The sequence below is a fragment of the Thiomonas sp. UBA7699 genome (genome assembly GCF_002482605.1).
GTDB classification, from domain to species: Bacteria; Pseudomonadota; Gammaproteobacteria; order Burkholderiales; family Burkholderiaceae_C; genus Thiomonas; species Thiomonas arsenitoxydans.
The window spans coordinates 46,668-63,331 of record NZ_DLGH01000009.1 but is presented as its reverse complement, the minus strand read 5'-3'; the positions used below and the strand labels follow the sequence as shown (position 1 = coordinate 63,331).

At 65.6% G+C, this 16,664-nt stretch carries 12 protein-coding genes; 3 read left to right on the top strand and 9 right to left on the bottom strand.

Annotated elements, in window-relative coordinates; translation table 11 throughout:
- Positions 1-29 precede the first annotated feature (29 nt).
- The gene (locus tag B3H47_RS03395; RefSeq protein WP_286986026.1) at positions 30-1,523 is read left to right on the top strand and encodes a cryptochrome/photolyase family protein; all 1,494 of its coding nucleotides are present in this window, start codon (positions 30-32) and stop codon (positions 1,521-1,523) included.
- On the opposite strand, the gene B3H47_RS03390 is transcribed toward B3H47_RS03395, so the two are convergent.
- The 6 genes from B3H47_RS03390 to B3H47_RS03365 form a co-directional block, all read right to left on the bottom strand.
- Entirely contained in the window at positions 1,517-7,438 is a 5,922-nt protein-coding gene (locus B3H47_RS03390) for an Hpt domain-containing protein (RefSeq protein ID WP_286986025.1), read from the bottom strand. The two genes, B3H47_RS03395 and B3H47_RS03390, sit on opposite strands and share 7 nt — an antisense overlap.
- Before the next feature lie 103 nt (positions 7,439-7,541).
- Positions 7,542-9,752: a methyl-accepting chemotaxis protein gene (locus tag B3H47_RS03385; protein ID WP_286986023.1), complete on the bottom strand. Its 2,211-nt coding sequence runs from the start codon at positions 9,750-9,752 to the stop codon at positions 7,542-7,544.
- 125 nt (positions 9,753-9,877) lie between these two features.
- On the bottom strand, positions 9,878-10,402 hold the full coding sequence (locus B3H47_RS03380) for a chemotaxis protein CheW (RefSeq protein ID WP_286986021.1): 525 nt from the start codon (positions 10,400-10,402) through the stop codon (positions 9,878-9,880).
- Between the two features lie 49 nt (positions 10,403-10,451).
- Entirely contained in the window at positions 10,452-10,817 is a 366-nt protein-coding gene (locus B3H47_RS03375) for a response regulator transcription factor (protein ID WP_013106820.1), read from the bottom strand.
- Positions 10,818-10,856: 39 nt separating this feature from the next.
- The gene (locus B3H47_RS03370; RefSeq protein WP_013106819.1) at positions 10,857-11,267 is read right to left on the bottom strand and encodes a response regulator; all 411 of its coding nucleotides are present in this window, start codon (positions 11,265-11,267) and stop codon (positions 10,857-10,859) included.
- 100 nt (positions 11,268-11,367) lie between these two features.
- The gene (locus B3H47_RS03365) at positions 11,368-11,520 is read right to left on the bottom strand and encodes a rubredoxin (RefSeq protein WP_013106818.1); all 153 of its coding nucleotides are present in this window, start codon (positions 11,518-11,520) and stop codon (positions 11,368-11,370) included.
- 199 nt (positions 11,521-11,719) lie between these two features.
- Here B3H47_RS03365 and thiD point away from each other — a divergent pair, with 199 nt between their 5' ends.
- A complete protein-coding gene (gene thiD / locus B3H47_RS03360; RefSeq protein WP_231836205.1) occupies positions 11,720-12,583 on the top strand; it encodes a bifunctional hydroxymethylpyrimidine kinase/phosphomethylpyrimidine kinase in 864 nt (287 codons plus the stop codon).
- A 286-nt stretch (positions 12,584-12,869) separates the two neighbouring features.
- On the top strand, positions 12,870-14,159 hold the full coding sequence (hemL, locus tag B3H47_RS03355) for a glutamate-1-semialdehyde 2,1-aminomutase (RefSeq protein WP_286986018.1): 1,290 nt from the start codon (positions 12,870-12,872) through the stop codon (positions 14,157-14,159).
- A 7-nt stretch (positions 14,160-14,166) separates the two neighbouring features.
- Here the strand turns inward: hemL and mtgA are convergent, their stop codons facing one another.
- The 3 genes from mtgA to B3H47_RS03340 are packed head-to-tail and all read right to left on the bottom strand — an operon-like array spanning position 14,167 to position 16,657.
- Positions 14,167-14,883, bottom strand: coding sequence for a monofunctional biosynthetic peptidoglycan transglycosylase (gene mtgA, locus B3H47_RS03350; protein ID WP_013124042.1), 717 nt, complete (start codon positions 14,881-14,883; stop codon positions 14,167-14,169).
- The gene (gene aroE, locus B3H47_RS03345; RefSeq protein ID WP_276707737.1) at positions 14,880-15,758 is read right to left on the bottom strand and encodes a shikimate dehydrogenase; all 879 of its coding nucleotides are present in this window, start codon (positions 15,756-15,758) and stop codon (positions 14,880-14,882) included. Before aroE ends, mtgA begins: the two co-directional genes overlap by 4 nt.
- Before the next feature lie 14 nt (positions 15,759-15,772).
- On the bottom strand, positions 15,773-16,657 hold the full coding sequence (locus tag B3H47_RS03340) for an energy transducer TonB (RefSeq protein ID WP_276707735.1): 885 nt from the start codon (positions 16,655-16,657) through the stop codon (positions 15,773-15,775).
- Positions 16,658-16,664 lie beyond the last annotated feature (7 nt).

Genomic DNA, 16,664 nt, shown 5'->3' with positions numbered 1-16,664 from the left:
ATCTCCATTTTTTCTCGAACCCTCTGCACATGCTGACTTCCATTGCCGACCGTCCCGCCAGCTCTGCCGTGGAAAAACTGCCGCTCGGTCTGGTCTGGCTGCGGCGCGATTTGCGACTGCACGACAACGCGGCGCTGCACGCCGCCCTGCGCGCCTGCGACAAGGTGGCGATGGCGTTTGTTTTCGACCGAGACATTCTCGATCCGCTGCTGCAGCGCGGGCTGCAGGCGGATCGGCGGGTGGAGTTCATTCTGGTTGCGGTGGCGGAGATCGACGCCGCTTTGCGCGAGCGCGGCGCCGCGCTGATCGTGCGCCACGCCAGCGCGCGCGAGGCGATTGCCGCGCTGGCTGCCGAGTTGAGCGCGCAGGCGGTGTTCTGCGGGCGCGACGATGAGCCCGCAGCCCTCGCGCGCGATGCAGCCGTCGAGCGCGCCTTGCGGCAAGACGGGCGGGCGCTGCGCACCGTCAAAGAGCACATGATTTTCGAGCGCGACGAGGTGTTGACGGCGCAGGGCAAGCCGTACTCGGTCTTTACACCCTACCGCACCGCCTGGCTGGCGCGGTACGCCGCACAGCCGCAGCAGCCCCTCGATAGCGCAGTGACCTCCGCCCGGCTGGCTGCGCTGCCAGCGGCACTGCGGCAACCGTTGCCTACCTTGTCCGAGCTGGGTTTTGCGCCGTCGAATTTGCACGCGCTGAAACTGCCGCTGGGCGCGTCTGGCGCGGCGGCGCTGGTGGACGACTTCAGCCGTCGCATCGATGACTACGACCAGGCGCGCGACTACCCGGCACGCAAGGGGCCGAGCTATCTCTCGGTGCATCTGCGCTTCGGCACGGTCTCGGTGCGCGAGCTGGTCGCGATGGCCTGGGCGCGGCAGCAGGCGGGCAGCGAGGGGGCCCGGGTCTGGCTGTCCGAGCTGGTGTGGCGCGACTTTTATTTTCAGATTCTGTTCCACCATCCGCATGTGGTGAATGCGGCTTTCAAGCCGGTTTACGACCGCATTCAGTGGCGCAACGACCCGGCGCAGTTCGCCGCCTGGTGCGAGGGCCGCACCGGCTATCCGCTGGTGGACGCGGCCATGCGCCAGATCAACCAGACCGGCTATATGCACAACCGCCTGCGCATGGTGGTGGCGAGTTTTTTGACCAAAGACCTGGGTATCGACTGGCGCTGGGGCGAACGCTACTTTGCCGATCATCTCAACGATTTCGACCTGGCGGCGAACAACGGCGGCTGGCAGTGGGCGGCGAGCAGCGGCTGCGATGCGCAGCCGTATTTCCGCATTTTCAACCCGGTGGCACAAAGCGAGAAATTCGATGCGGGCGGCGATTTCATCCGCCGCTATGTGCCCGAGCTGGCGCAGCTTGCGTCCAAGGACATTCACGCGCCTTGGAAGGCGCCCGCAGCGCTGCTGCAGGCGGCCGGGGTGCGATTGGGCAGCACTTACCCCGCGCCGATCGTGCGACACGATCTGGCGCGGGCCGAAACGCTGGAGCGCTACGCGGTGGTGAAGGCTCAGTGATTCACTGCTGACTGGGTAAAGGTGCGAATCAGTTCGAGCAGCTCGGTCTCGGAATAGGGCTTGCCGAGATAGTGATTCACCCCAAGCTGCGCGGCGTAGTTGCGATGCTTGTCGGCAATGCGCGAGGTGATCATGATGATGGGCAGCTTCTGCAGCCGTGAGTCGGCGCGGATGTTGCGGGTGAGGTCGAAGCCGTCCATGCGCGGCATTTCGATGTCGAGCAGAATCACATTGGGCAGGGTGCTGATCTGCTGCAATTGCTCTAGGGCGTCGAGGCCGTCTTTGGCGAGTTGCACCAGATAACCGTTGCGCTGCAGGAAGCGCTGCGTGACGCGGCGCACGGTGATGGAGTCGTCCACCACCATGATCAGCGGATTGCCGCTCTTCGCGGCCTGCGCCGCGTCGCCCGTGGGAGGCAGCCCGGGAGTGAGCCCGGACGCATCGATCGGCGTCTCGCTGGGCTCGGAGGTCGAAACCGAGGTGGAGACAGCGGCGGGAGCGGCGTCTGCACTCGGGGCCACGGGCGTCAGCGGCACAGCCTGCATGCGGGCCGAGGCATCAGCGCCATAAACCGCGGCGAGCGCCACCGGGTTGTAGATCAGCGCGGCGTCTCCGTTGGGCAGCACGGAAATGCCGGCCAGACCCGGCACGCGCGAGAGCTGCGGTCCCAGGTTTTTCACCACCACTTCGCGGTTGCCCACGACTTCATCGACCTGAATGGCCACACGCTGCGTGGCGCTGCGAATCACGACCACGGGCACGCTCTTGCCGAACGGCTCACTGCTGCCGCCCGATTGCCCGAGCAAGGCGCCCAGCCAGTAGAAGGGCAGGGTATTGTTGGCATACTCGATGCTCTGGGTGCGCGCGGCGCTGGCGATCTGCTCGGGCTTGAAGCGCAGCACGATGTCCACCAGATTGGCGGGCACGGCATACACGGCAGCGCCGGTGCGCAGCAAGACCACATGGGTGATAGCGGTGGTCAGTGGCAGCAGCAGGGTGAAGCGAGCGCCGGAGCCCGGCTGGTTGTCGAGCAGCACGCGACCGCCCAGGGCGTTGACTTCGGTGCGCACCACGTCGAGCCCCACGCCGCGGCCAGCCACTGCGGTGGTGCTCTCGGCGCTGCTGAAGTTCGGGCGGAAGACCAGTTGCGTCAGTTCTGCCTCGGAGACGTTCTGCCCTGGGGCGAGCAGGCCGAGGCGTTCGGCCTTGGCGCGGATGGCGGCATAGTTGAGACCGCGCCCGTCGTCGGCCAGGGTGATGACGACTTCGTTGCCGTCTTGCCGCAGGCTCAGGGTGAGGGTGCCGACTTCGGGCTTGCCCGCCGCCTTGCGTTCTTCCGCAGTCTCGATGCCGTGCGCCACGGCGTTGCGCAGCAAGTGGTCGAAGCTGCTGGAAACGCGCTCGAGCACGCCGCGGTCGAGTTCGATGGCGCCGCCGATGATTTCCAGGCGCACCGCTTTGTTCAGGTCTTTGGCCGCCTGACGCACGGTGCGGTAAAGCCGCTCGGACAGGCTGTCGAACTCGACCATGCGGGTGCGCAGCAGGTCGCGCTGCAGCTCGCGGGTCTGGCGCGCCTGGCGGGTCATGTCGTCGTCGACTTCGCGCAGCAGGCGGCTGAGCGTGCCCTGCACCATAGCGATGTCGTTGACCGACTCGGCCATCATGCGTGTGAGTTCCTGCGCGCGGGTGAAGCGGTCGAATTCGAGCGGGTCGAAATCGCGGTTTTCGTCGCGCGCGGCCTGCACCTGCGCGCTCATCTGCGCCTCGGCCTGAATTTCGATTTCGCGCACCTGCTGGCGCAGACGGTCGAGGTTGTCGCTCAGATCTCCCACCGAAGCGCGGATGGCACCGAACTCGTTTTCCAGCCGGGCGCGCGAAATGGTGATTTCACCCGCCTGATTGACCAGACGGTCGAGCAGCCCGGCGCGCACGCGCACAGCCTGTGCGGCGATACGCGGCGCGAGGACGCGGTTGACCGGCTCGGCCGCGGCAGGCGTGGCAGCTGTAGTGACGGCAATCGCAGGCTGGATCGGCGTGGCGATGTCGGGCTCGACGCTTGGGGTGAACACCTCGGAAACCGTGGCCACCGGGAGGTCGGCCAGCTGGCTTTCGCCGCGCTGCGCCGCGCTGCACAGGCGGTCGAAGCGGGTGTTGAGATGGTCGAAACGGCCCAGCAGCTCGGCCAGATCGGCCTCGCTGACCGGCGCATTGGCCGTCAGGGTGTCGATGTCGGATTCGAGGCTGTGCGCCAGGTCGCCGAGTTGCATGGCGCCGGCCATGCGCGCACTGCCTTTGAGCGTGTGCAGCGCCCGCATGGCTTGAGCGGCTGGCGCGGTGTCTTGCGGATGCTGTTCCCACTGGCGCAGGCTGGCGGCCAGGGCGGGCAGCAGTTCGTTGGCCTCTTCCTCGAAAATTGGGAACAGGTCGGGATCGATGGTGTCGACCAACTGGTCGGCAGACGCGGCAGATTGGGTTGCGCTGATCTGCGGCTGCGAGGCTTCGGCCGAGGCGGGCTCGAGCGTTGCGGGCGCAAGCTCTGGAGCGGCGATTTGTTCAGGCTGGACAGCCGGTTCGGCCGTGTGGGTCAACTCGCTTACCGACTCGGCGCTCGGCTGGGCATTCTGGGCCAGCGCAGCTTCCTGCAGGGCTTCGAGCCGGGTGAGCAGCTCGGCTTGCACGGGCTTGAGGAAGCCTGCGGCAAACTGGTGCAGCAGTTGTTTGATGTCGCTGGCCGCCTGTGCCAAGGCGTCGAGATCGGCCGGGCGCGCGGCGTGCGCGGGCAGGTCGCGCAGGGCGTCGAGCGCATGCTCGGTCTGGCTGGCAAGATCGGCCACACTGCGCAGGCCGACGGTGGCTGAACTGCCCGCGAGCTTGTGCGCCGAAATGACGGCCGCATCGCCGAGCGCCTGGGCGGGATCGGTCAGCCAGTCGTGAATGTCGCTGTGCAGATGGCGCGAGAGTTCGTCGGCTTCGGCCAGGTAAATGTTGTAGAGCGGGGTGGGAATGCGCAACTCGCCGATCTGGCGGTAGCCGGGTTCGCCTTCGTCGCTATTTTCGGGCGGCGCTGGTGCGATATCGGTGTCGGCGGCGGTGTCGGCCGGGGGAGCGTGCTGCGCAGAGACGGCCGCCTCGAATTCAGCCATGTCGGCTTCTTCGACCTGGGGCAGTTCGACAGCGGGCGCATCGCTTGAAGGCATCTCGGCCGGGGGCGCCTCGACCGCGGACATCTCGGCCGAAGGCATCGGCTCGGGTGCGAAGGTGTGATGGGGAAGTTCGAGGTCGATGCCTTCGAACAGGGCATTGAAGTCGGTGGGTTCGTGCAGGGCCTCCGGTTCTGGCGCTGCTGGTTCTGGCACTGCTGGTTCGCCGGGCGATTCCGCCGCTTCAACGGCGGCGGGTTCGGCGGCCATTGAGGGTTCCCTGGGCGCCTCGTGCAGGGTGGGCAACGCGGGCTCGGCGGATTCGCCTGCTGCATAGGCCTCGGCGGCACGGCGCAGGGGCTCGCTGCTGAAGGCCTCGGCCTGGCCTTGCTGGATCGCTGCCGTCCATTCGCCAAGCTCGGTGAGCGCGTGCGCGGCCAGGTTGAGCAAGGGCGGCGAGGCCCGGTGCTGATCGGCGATTTGGCGGTTGAACACCTGTTCGAGCGCCCAGGCGGCTTCGCCATAGTCGCGCAGGCCAACCATGCGCGAGCTGCCTTTGAGGGTGTGAAAAGCGCGACGCAGGCTGGTGAGCGCGCCTTCGTCGTCGAGGTTGGCGTGCAGCTGCTGCAGTTGTTCGTGACCGCTTGCGATGACCTCCCGGGCTTCCTCCAGGAAGATGTCGATCAGTTCGTCTTCGGCATCGTCTTCGGGCTCGGCGGGCGGGGTCGCCTCCTGAGCGGGTTCAGGGGCGGATTCAGGCGTGACAGTCGGCTCGGCCGGGGTTGCGGACGCCTCTTGCGCGGGGACGGCGTCTATTTCCTGGGGCGTGTGAGGTTCACTCGGCAGTTCGCTCACACCTTCGCTGGGCACGCTCAGCATCTGCGCCGGAAGATCGGGTACGCCGGCCAGGGCGGCTTCGGCGCGCAACTGCGCCAGGCGTTGCTGCGCCTGCTCGGGCGGCAGGCCCTGGGCGATGTCGTCCTTGAGTTGCTGCGCCGCGTGCTCGACGTCTTGCTGCAGGGTGGGCGGCGCGGTGCGCTGGGTGGAGGGAACGACGGCGCGCAGCTCTTTTTTGTCGTTGTCGAACACGAACAGGGTTTTGGCCAGCTCGGGTTGGTAGGACAGCATGTCGACCAAAAAACCGAGCACGCCGATATTGCTGGCCAGGGCGTCGAAGCGCTGGCTGTCGGTCGGCACATCGTCGGCCACGAGGCTGTCGATTTCGGTGCGCAGGTAGCTCAGCGCCTGGCTGGCGACATCGACGCCGAGCACCGAGAACACGCCGCGCATCTGCGACAGTAGGCGTGGCACCTGTGCCAGATCGGGCTTGTGCGACGGGTCGCGGAAATAGGCGTCGAGCAGTTTCTCGACGGTGCTCATGTCGGCGCGCAGTTCTTGCACCACGCTGCCCATGGTCTGCGACTCGGAGGCCTGGCGGAACAGGTCTTCCATCCAGCCGGCCAGCGGGTCTGGCGTTTGGCCGTTGGCGCTCTGGTCGAGGCGCCGCGCGAGGATTTGTGAGCGCTCCAGAAATCGCTGCTCTTCGGGACGGAAGTGGGCAAAGGTGATTTCGAGAAACAGAATGGCGGTGGCGACATCGAGCGCGCGCTCGAGGGTGAGAAAGTCGCTGCGCGCGCTGATTTTCTTGAACAGGCCCGCGAGCGATTGCGGCAGCGCTTCGCTGCCCGGCGTGAGCGCATGCAGAGGTTGTTCCAGCGCCTGGGTGAGATCGACCAGGCGAGCCATGCGTGCGGGATCGAGATGCGTCTGCGCGTGACCGGCCAGGGCGCTCCAGGCGTCGCGCAGAGTTTGCACGCGCTTGCGGACTTGCTGCACCAGGGCGGGGTCGATCAGGCCGAAATGGCTTTGGTGGTAATCGGCAAACGGCGCGGCAGCGAGATGCAGCCGGTTGTCAATGGCTCGCAGCACCGGAAGGGACTGCGCGGTGACGTCGCCATTGCCGTGCAGCGACTGGGCGCAAAAGAAGGTGAGGTCGTGACCCAGCCTTTGGGGGGCGGGGGTTTGCCCTTGCAACTGGCTGCGCAATTGCAGGTTGAGGCGGTTGAGCAGCCGTTTGATGTCGAGATCGGGCGTGAGCAGGCCGCTGCCGATGGCTTCGAACAAGCCGCGCGCGAGCCACCACAGGCTGGCCGTCGGCCCCGCGCTGCTGGCCTGCGCCCGACGCGCGACGGCGTCGAGCGTCTGCATGGCGGAGGCGGTCTGCTGACCGCGCAGCACCTGCAGCAAGCCCATTTCGAACTGGGCGCGATCATCCGGCGTCAGCGCGGGGGCAGGGGCGCCCGCGGCGTCGGTGACGGGCGGAGCGTCCGGCCAGGTCCAGTCGTAGTCCCACAGGTCGGCCGGGTGGATGCGCTCGGCCTGCGCCAGTTCCATCAGGTCGCGGTACTGCGGATACAGCTTGAGCGCCGGTTCATTTTTGCCCGCCCGCTGGGATTCGAGAAAATCGACCAGGGCGTTGAAGCCGGCCTCGAAACGCTGCAGTGCGGTGTTGTCGAGTTTTTCCGGATGGTCGATGAGTTGATCGAGCGCGTTCTCGGCGGCCTGCATCAGGCGCGCCGCGCCAAAAAAGCCCAGCAGTTCGATGGCGCCTGCGGCCTGGTGCACCTGGGTGCGAGCGGTGCGTAGACCCGTTTTTTCGGCCTGGACCGAACCGAGCACGCCGTCGTCCTGCTGCTGGGCGGCGCGCTTGAGCGCGGTGCGGGCGGACTGGAGGTTGTCGCTGATCTGATCGAGCAGCCAGGCCAGAGGCCCCATGTCCGTCTCAGGGGCGGGTGCCACGGCGGGGTTCGAAGCGGAGACTGTGTTCATGCCGGAAAACGCGAGGGACGGACGTTGGAATGCAAACGAGGAGGGCGGGTCAGTTGATCTTGAACCGCGAGACGGACTGGCGCAGATCGTCGGCGACACGCGCGAGGTCGCGCACCAGCGAGGCGGTGGAGCGCGTGCCTTCGGAGGTCTGCTCGGTCACGGTGAAAATGGTCTGGATGTTGTCGGCCACCTTATTGGCAGAACTGGCTTCGACCTGGGTCTGTTGCGAAATCCGGGTGATCAGCTCGGCAAGCTGGCGCGACACCGCGTCGATCTGGGCCAGCGCGGCGCCGGCGTTATCGGCCAGCTTGGCCCCTTCGACCACGCCTTGGGTGCTCTTTTCCATGGCGGCCACGGCGTCTTGGGTGTCGGTCTGAATGGTGCGCACCAGCGCGGCAATCTGCTTGGCCGACTCGGCCGAGCGCTCGGCCAGGCGCTGCACTTCCTCGGCCACCACTGAGAAGCCGCGACCTGCTTCACCCGCTGACGCGGCCTGAATGGCAGCGTTCAAGGCCAGCACGTTGGTCTGTTCGGTAATGTCGGAAATCAGCTCGGTGATTTCGCCGATCTCCTGCGACGATTCACCCAGCCGCTTGATGCGCTTGGAGGTGTCTTGAATCTGCTCGCGGATGCTGTTCATGCCGTCGATGGAGTTGCGCACAGCGCGCTGCCCCTGCTCGGCGGCCTGCAGCGACTGGTTCGCCACCTCGGCCGATTGCTGCGCCTGAACCGACACCTGGTTGATGCGCTGCGCCATGTCGAGCACCGACTGACCGGTTTCACGAATTTTGTTGAGCTGCTCGTCGGCGCTGCGCATCAGGCGGTCGGAAGTGGTTTGCGCCTGAGAGGCGCCTTCACCCACCTGGTCGGCCGTCTGCTGCACCTGTCCCACCAGGGTGCGCAGCTCTTCCACGGTGTAGTTCACCGAGTCGGCGATGGCGCCGGTGATGTCTTCGGTCACGGTGGCCTGCTGGGTGAGGTCGCCCTCGGCCACGGTTTGCAGTTCGTTCATCAACCGCAAAATAGCGGCCTGATTCGACTCGTTGGTGCGCCGGGCTTCAAGCTCTTGACGCTCGGTTTGCCGACGCTGCAGTTCCACCAGCGTGGCACGTTGGCGCGCCTCGTTGAGCATGATGTAGATCAGGTCGGTGGCGGCGATGATGGCCAGCAGCCCCAGCAGGGCGAGGAACAAAATCGCCGGCCAGCTCACGCCGGTGCGCGAGGAATACAGGCTTTGCAGCTGATTGAGGTTGTCGTAGAGCTGGCCGGATGAGGCGAGCACCGCGTTTTGCGCCTCACGCGCCGAGGCCAGGCTGGGCAGGTTGGCCAGCAGGGTGCGAGCAGAGGCTTCGGTCTTGGCGTAGGTCTGGATCAGGCTTTGCAACTGCTGGCGCGATTGCGGATCGGCTAGGGCGGTGAGTTGCAGGTCGGCATTGCCGTCCAGCAGTCCCTTGCTCAGCGCATTGAAAGTGGTCAGATCCTTGCCGAGGGTGAACACAGCCTCGGGCCGCACGCCTTGAAACGACAGAAAAGCGTTGGCCGATTTGTCGATGCGCTGGGTCAGCATGGTGAGCTGGCTGGCGGCGTTGATATTGCTCGCCGACGCTTTTTGCTGCAGCAGCAGCGAGGTCAGCGTCTGGGCGCTATCGAGCAGGGCATCGGTCTGGCGGTTGATGTCGGTGAGCTGCTGGGCGGTCGTCGTCAGCACAGCTTCCTGCTTGGCGAGTAGGTCGGCGTTTTTCACGCTGGTCTCGGTTTCCGGGCCAACCTTGTCGAGCAGCGACTGACCGCCGGCGGGCACGCTGGTTTGCTGCAGGACGGTGACTTCCGCTTTCAGGGCCTCGGCGCTGGAACGCACGGTGGCGAAAGCGTCTTTATTGCCCAGCAGCGCCGCGTTCATCGAACGCGCCAGACGCTGCGACTGGGTCAGCGCCGCGCCGGAGGCTTCGAGCTGCCGGGCCGAGTCGGACGTTCCGCGCAGCACCACAATCAGGGTCAGGCCGAGCAGTACCAGAGAGATGATGAGCAGCACGCCGAAAAAGCGCTGTTGCTGGGCCAGCATCATGCGGCTGATCATCGGCAGCCGCAGAATCAGCGGGCGGTTGCCCTGGGCTTGATGCAGGGCGCTGGTCGGATCTCCGATGCTGGAATCGATCTGCAGGGTTTCCTGTCCACCCCGGCCGAGCGCCGTCGGCGCGATTTCGGTGTCGCTTGACGATTCGTTGTTTTTCGTTCCGAAAAGGGACGAGAGTAAGGACATGACCGCTCCGTAAAACGTGATGAAGTTGAGGATGCAAACCGGCAGATGACGGTTGACTAAAAACAGGTACAGCGCAGTGAAAGCAAATTCAGCAAATTCAGCAAAATCGCGTGTCGATCGAAATTTCAGGTGACGCTCAGGAATTGTTCGTTTTCGGCCAGAGCCAGCAGGTCGACTTCATGCCAGAGGTTCTGCTCGGCATCGCGATACGTGGTTCTCAGCCAAGGGTGCGTCCCTTCACCAGGCCCCTCCTCTTGAACGCCGAGAACTTTCTGGAGTTGATCGGGGTTGCGCAGCCCGACCAGTTGATCGACCAGCAGGGCGGTGTTGATGTCGAGCGCCGGGGCGAACTGGATGAGTCGGGCCTGCGGCGTCAGGGCAGCGGCGTCTTCGCCCATGAACCGGCCCAGATGCACCACGCCGCAGACCTGGCCCCGCAGACTGACCAGGCCCAGGAACCAGGGCAGGGCGTGCGGCAGCGGGGCGCAGTGCTGCAGGGGCGAAATCTCGCCCGAGAACTCCAGGGGCAGCAAAAAGCGCCACCGCCCCGCCAGCACGGCCAGCCAGCGTGAAGGGGCTTGCCCGCTTTGCGCGGCCGTCAGGCGTTGTGCGAGATGGGTCTGAAATTCGCGCAGCGAGGCTCTGGACATGGGCGGAGACGTTGGGTGGAAGACGAAGCGGTGCGGACGAGTGTGAGCTTCAGGCGATGGCGCGGATCTTGTCGAGCAACTCGGTGGCGTTCACCGGCTTGATGACATAGTCGGACGCGCCTTGACGCATGGCCCAGACCTTGTCGGTTTCGAGCTTCTTGCTGGTGCACATGATGACCGGTATGCCGGAGTAAGCCGGGTCGCGCGTGATCTGCCGGGTGAGCTGAAAGCCGTTCTGGCCGGGCATCACCACATCCATCAGAATCAGATCGGGCTTCACGGCCGCGAGCATGGCCAGCGCCTGCTCGCCGTTTTCCGCCGTGTTCACCGCAAAGCCGTGCTTGGTGAGCAGGTCGGAGAGGAAATACAGCTCGGTCTTGGAATCGTCAACGATGAGAATATTGTGTACGGGCATGGCGGATGAAAAGATGAGCGAGAAGAGCGAGAAGCGCGATCAGGAGCCGGTCGCAGCAGCAGGCTGGTTGGCGTTCAGGTGCCGCTTGACCGCGTCGAGCAGTTGATCTTTGGTGAACGGCTTGGTCAGATAGTCTTGCGCGCCGACCATGCGGCCGCGCGCCTTGTCGAACACGCCGTCCTTGCTGGAGAGCATGACCATGGGGATATGGGAAAACTTGCCGCTGCGGCGGATGACGGCCACGGTCTGATAGCCGTCGAGCCGGGGCATCAGAATGTCGCAGAAAATCAGGTCGGGCTCGTGGTCGTTGACCTTGGACAAGGCGTCAAAGCCGTCTTCGGCGAGCAGCACCTCATAGCCGGCCTGCTTGAGAAAAATCTCGGCGCTGCGGCGGATGGTGTTGCTGTCATCGATGACCAACACTTTGAATGGGCTGGTAGGCGCAACCATGCACATCCTTTGCAAAAGGGGAAAAGGAAAAACGCTGAAAAAAGCTGCGGTGACTTGCCGTTCCCGATTAAACCGGCACCTTCTCAAAAAATGGCGCCGTCTAGACCGGCACCATTTCGAAATCTTCTTTGCGCGCACCGCACTCGGGGCAGGTCCAGTTCATCGGCACATCGGCCCAACGCGTACCCGGTGCAATGCCGCTCTCTGGATGGCCCTCGGCTTCTGAGTAAATGAAGCCACAGATCAGGCACATCCAACTGCAAAGTTCTTGTTTGTCCACAGCGTATCGGGGTAGAGGAGAAGATTCAACGATTCTATGGCGCGCTGTTGCATTTTGACCTACAGGGCAGGCGCCGCTGCGGAGGATCAAGAAGCGCTTGGTCAAGATCATGGCAAGGTCGGTGCGGGGCCAGGCTTGCGCCGACCTGCAGTCGCACTACCATGCCAGCATGATGACCGAATCCACAGAATCCCCCCCCGCCGTGATGTTCTTCAACGCGGCTGACCCCAGCGGCAGCGCGGGGCTCGCGGCCGATCTGGCGTCGTGCTCGGCCGTGGGCTGCCATCCCCTGCCGGTGACGACCGCGCTCTGGGTGCGCGATACCGCAGAGATTTTCGACACCATCGAGATCGAGGCCGACGCCGTGGTGGAACAGGCGCGGGCCGTGCTCGAAGACGTCGAGATCTCGGCCTGGAAGGTCGGCTTTCTCGGTAGCGTCGACGTGGTCAATGCCGTGGCCGAACTGCTGGCTGACTACAGCCAGGTGCCGCTGGTCACCTATGCCAGCAATTTCCACGTGCTCGACGAGTCGCAGACCGACGATTACATCAAGGCGATGCAAGACCTCATCCTGCCGCAAACCCGCGTGCTCACCGGCAACCAGAGCGCGCTCACCCAGTTGTTGCTGCCGGAATGGGACGGCGAAGCGCCGCCCACGCTCGATGCGCTGATGCAAAAGTCGCAGCAACTCGGCGTGCAATATCTGCTGGTGACCGGTATCGTGGCCAGCGAGGGCAGGGTGGAGAACGTGCTGATGAGCCCGCGGCGGGTGTTGCTGCGCGAGAGTTTCGAGCTGTTCGAGGCCGGGTTCACCGGCGCGGGCGATACCTTGTCGGCGGTGCTCACCGCGATACTCGCCAATGGCGCCAAGCTCGATCAGGCGGTGCATGAGGCCATCGAATACCTCGATCATTGCCTCGATTTCGGCTACCGCCCCGGCATGGGGCAGGTGGTGCCCGACCGCTTCTTCTGGGCGCAGCCCACCGAGGAGGAAGACGATACGCCGAGCGAGCCGGGCACGCCGACCTTGCAGTGACCTCGGGGGCCTTGGGCACGTTTGGCATTCCGCGGCCCGGGCGCCAGTCAAACAACCCCTATCTCGTTTTTTTCCCATCGCCCTGCTAGGAGTCTGTCGGACTTGAGGATCGCGGGCTGCAAAATGACGCTGCGGCGCCTTGCGCCAGCGGCTTTTTGCCCCATAGCTGCGGCTATGGGGCGGCAAATCCGCCGCCACAGGGCATCCCCATCGCCATTTTTCGCCATCCGCGCCCCAAGCCCGACAGACTCCTAGCCGGGGCGATGTTCGTTCAAGAAAGAGCCTCATGTCCATCACGAATCAGCAACTGTTCGATCGCGCCCAGCGCACCATTCCCGGCGGGGTCAACTCGCCGGTGCGCGCATTTCGCCAGGTCGGCGGCGTGCCGCGCTTCATCGACCGCGCCGAAGGCCCCTATATGATCGACGCCGAAGGCACGCGCTACATCGACTACATCGGTTCCTGGGGGCCGATGATTGCCGGGCACGCTCATCCGGAGGTCGTCGAGGCGGTGCAGCGGGCCGCCACCCGCTCGCTGAGTTTCGGCGCGCCCACGGCCGACGAAATCGACATGGCCGAAGCCATTTGCAAGCTCATGCCTGCGGTCGAAATGGTGCGCTTGGTGTCCAGCGGCACCGAAGCCGGCATGAGCGCCATTCGCCTGGCGCGCGGCTTCACCGGGCGCGACGCCATTGTCAAGTTCGAAGGCTGCTACCACGGCCATGCCGACAGTCTGCTGGTCAAGGCCGGTTCGGGCTTGCTGACCTTCGGCAATCCCAGCTCCGCCGGGGTGCCTGCCGATCTGGCCAAGCACACGCTGGTGCTGGAGTTCAACAACATCGCCCAGATCGAGGAATTGTTTGCCCGGCAGGGACACGAAATCGCCTGCGTGATGGTGGAACCCATCGCGGGCAATATGAATTTCATCCGGGGCACACCGGCCTGGCATCAGCGCCTGCGCGAGCTCTGCACCGAGCACGGCGCGTTGCTGGTGTGGGACGAGGTGATGACCGGTTTTCGCGTGGCGCTGGGCGGCGCGCAACAGGTGTACGGCATTCGCCCCGATCTGGTGGTGATGGGCAAGGTGATTGGCGGCGGCATGCCGCTGGCGGCCTTCGGCGGCCGCGCCGACGTGATGCACAAGCTCTCGCCGCTGGGCGCGGTGTACCAGGCGGGCACGCTGTCGGGCAATCCGGTGGCGGTGGCTGCCGGCATGGCACAACTGCGCCTGATCCAGCAGCCGGGGTTTTACGAGCGCCTGAGCGCGGCGACCCAAAAACTCATGCGCGGCCTGGACGCCGCCGCTGCACGGCACGGCGTGACTTTCCGCACCGATTCGCAAGGGGGCATGTTCGGCTTTTATTTCGCCGCCGAGTTGCCGCGCAACTATCCCGATATGGCCACAGCCGACGTCGAGGTGTTCAAACGCTTTTTCCACGCCATGCTCGACCGCGGCGTGTACCTGGCGCCGAGCATGTACGAAGCGGGTTTCGTCTCCGCAGCGCACGACGATGCGGTGATCGAGGCCACGCTGCAGGCGGCCGACGGTGCGTTTGCGGACATGAGCAAGGGTTGATTGGCGCTTAGCGCGGCACTTGAACATCCCACAGCCGCGCGGCGATTACGGCGGTGCGGCCGTTCATGTAAGGCGAGTACAGGCGCTTTTGATAAATGCGCGGGGCGGGCAGCATGACGGCCAGCCTTGCGGCCTGCGCCGGGCTGAGTCGGGCGGCGCTGGTGTGAAAGTAGGTTTGCGCGGCGGCTTCGGCGCCGTAGATGCCGTTGCCCCATTCCACGCTGTTGAGGTAGATCTCCAGAATGCGGCGCTTGCCCAGAATGCCTTCGAGCATGAAGGTGATGATCAGCTCCTGGCCTTTGCGCAGATAGTCGCGCTCGGGCGAGAGAAACAGGTTTTTGGCGAGCTGCTGGGTGATGGTGGAGCCGCCGACGACTCTTCCGCTGCGCTCGAAGCGGCGACTGTGGTTGCGATCCCAGGCGTTTCGAATGGCGTCCCAGTCCACGCCGTCGTTGGTGAGAAAGGTTGCATCTTCCGAGGCGACCACGGCGCGTTTGAGGTAAGGGCTGATGGCGTCGTAAGGCGCCCAGTCGTGCTTCCAGGGCACGGTGTCGCCGCTTTTGAGGATGCGCAGTTGGGCCGCGCGCATGAAGGTGGTACTGGACGGCGCAATGACTGTCCACAGCGCGATGCGCAGGGCGAAATAGCCTTGCAGCACCAGGCCGGAAAGCACGAACAGCCACAGCAGGCGGCGCCACAGCGGCGCGGGTCTGTCTCGTTTCATGCTGAGTGTTGGCGGGCGGCGGCGAGTTCGGCGCGCAGCGTGGCCAGCACCGGGGCGGTGGCTGGCGCTTCGCCGTGCCACAGGGTGTAGCTCTGCGCGGCTTGTTCCACCAGCATGCCCAGCCCGTCCCAGGCGCTGGCGCCCGCGGCGCGGGCCTGTGCGACAAAGGGGGTGTCGTGCGCGCCGTACATCATGTCGTAGGCCCACTGCGCGGGGCGCAGCACGCCGTCCGGCAGATCGAGCGCGCGGCCGTCGAGACTGGCGGCAGTGGCGTTGATGACGCCATCGGCCCAGTGCGTCGGCGGCTCGAGCACCACTTGCAGATCGGCGCCGTGCTGCGCGGCCAGGGCGCTGTGGCGCGCGGCCAGGGCTTGGGCCTTGTCGGCACTGCGGTTCCACAGGGCGATGGCGCGCGCGCCTGCGGCGATCAGCGGCCCGAGTACGCCGCTGGCCGCACCACCGGCGCCGAGCAGCAGCACGCGCTGCCCCTGCAGCGGGCGGCGGGTATCGGCGGCCAGCACGCGGGCCAGATCGCGCACCAGGCCGATGCCATCGGTGTTGTCGCCCCACAGGCCGCCTTCGTCCCAGCCGAGGGTGTTGACCGCCTGCGCCAGTTGCGCCGCCGGGCTGCGGCGGACGCACAGGCGCCAGGCGTCGAATTTGAACGGCACCGTGATGTTGGCGCCCCGGCCGCCTTCGGCATAGAAGGCGTCGAGCGCGGCTTCGAAGCCATCCACCGGGGCGAGCCGCGCCTCATAGCGCAGCGCCACGCCGGTTTGCTCGGCGAACAAGGCGTGAATGCGCGGCGAGCGGCTGTGCGCGATGGGATTGCCGAACACGGCGTAGAGTGGGGGCGGGGGCGAGGGCGAAGTCATGGAAGCGTCTGCCGTCAGGGTGTGGCTTGCGCCGGGTTTTGCGGGGCCTGCACCGCGGTTTCCAGGCCCTGCGTGCGGGTGAAGCGGAAACGCGAGATCACCACGATTTGATCGGCCTGCCTGAGCATGCCCTCGGTGAACCGGCCATAGGGCTGCGCGGCCTCGACAATGGCGCGCGCCTGTCGGTCGAGCGTGGGGTTGCCCGAGCTTTGGACGATTTCGGTGGAGACCACCCGGCCACTGGCGTCGACGGTGATGGACATGATGAGGCTGCCGTACAGCTTGTTGCCCCCGCTTTGCGGAAACTCGCGCGTGCCCAGGGTTTCGATCTTGGTGCGCAGCTTGTCGTAATACAGCGCGTAGGCGGCTTCACGGGTGGACGGGCCGATGAAGCGGCGGCGCGGCTTGGCGTTCTGCTGCTGAATCTGCCGCTCGATGGCGCCCAGCATATCGAGCAACTGCCGCCGTTTCTGCTCCAGCGCCTGTTGTTTCGCCGGATCGTTTTCCTGACGCACGGTCTGCGCCAGTTGCACGATCTGCTGCCGCACCTGGGTGAGCAACTGCTGCTGCTTTTGCTCCAGCGCCGAGAGGCTGCGCTGCTGGTTGACCGCCGCGTCGCCGTGCGAGACATCGGCGGTGAACGGCAGCGGCGTGGTGGCCAGGCCCTTGTTGGCGTCGCCGCCGCCGTCGAGGTTGGCCTGGGCGATGGCTTGCGGTTTGGCCGGGGCGTCGTCGGTGCGCTGGTTCACCAGCACCACGTCGAGCGGCGCGTTGTCGAACATGCGGTTGAAGGTCTCGGGCGCCGCAAAGCGCAGGCTCAGCAGCGCGAGATGCACCCCGACCGAGGCGATCAGGGCCCAGTGCAACGGGGTGAGGGAGCGCAGGCGGAGGGGGGGCACGGAGGGG

Bases quoted from the DNA above. Each gene is read 5' to 3' on its own strand.
- B3H47_RS03395 (WP_286986026.1), top strand. From the start codon at position 30: ATGCTGACTTCCATTGCCGACCGTCCCGCCAGCTCTGCCGTGGAAAAA.
- B3H47_RS03370 (WP_013106819.1), bottom strand. From the start codon at position 11,267: ATGGTTGCGCCTACCAGCCCATTCAAAGTGTTGGTCATCGATGACAGC.
- mtgA (WP_013124042.1), bottom strand. From the start codon at position 14,883: ATGAAACGAGACAGACCCGCGCCGCTGTGGCGCCGCCTGCTGTGGCTG.
- B3H47_RS03390 (WP_286986025.1), bottom strand. From the start codon at position 7,438: ATGGGGCCTCTGGCCTGGCTGCTCGATCAGATCAGCGACAACCTCCAG.
- B3H47_RS03380 (WP_286986021.1), bottom strand. From the start codon at position 10,402: ATGTCCAGAGCCTCGCTGCGCGAATTTCAGACCCATCTCGCACAACGC.
- aroE (WP_276707737.1), bottom strand. From the start codon at position 15,758: ATGACTTCGCCCTCGCCCCCGCCCCCACTCTACGCCGTGTTCGGCAAT.
- hemL (WP_286986018.1), top strand. From the start codon at position 12,870: ATGTCCATCACGAATCAGCAACTGTTCGATCGCGCCCAGCGCACCATT.
- B3H47_RS03365 (WP_013106818.1), bottom strand. From the start codon at position 11,520: ATGTGCCTGATCTGTGGCTTCATTTACTCAGAAGCCGAGGGCCATCCA.
- B3H47_RS03385 (WP_286986023.1), bottom strand. From the start codon at position 9,752: ATGTCCTTACTCTCGTCCCTTTTCGGAACGAAAAACAACGAATCGTCA.
- B3H47_RS03375 (WP_013106820.1), bottom strand. From the start codon at position 10,817: ATGCCCGTACACAATATTCTCATCGTTGACGATTCCAAGACCGAGCTG.
- thiD (WP_231836205.1), top strand. From the start codon at position 11,720: ATGACCGAATCCACAGAATCCCCCCCCGCCGTGATGTTCTTCAACGCG.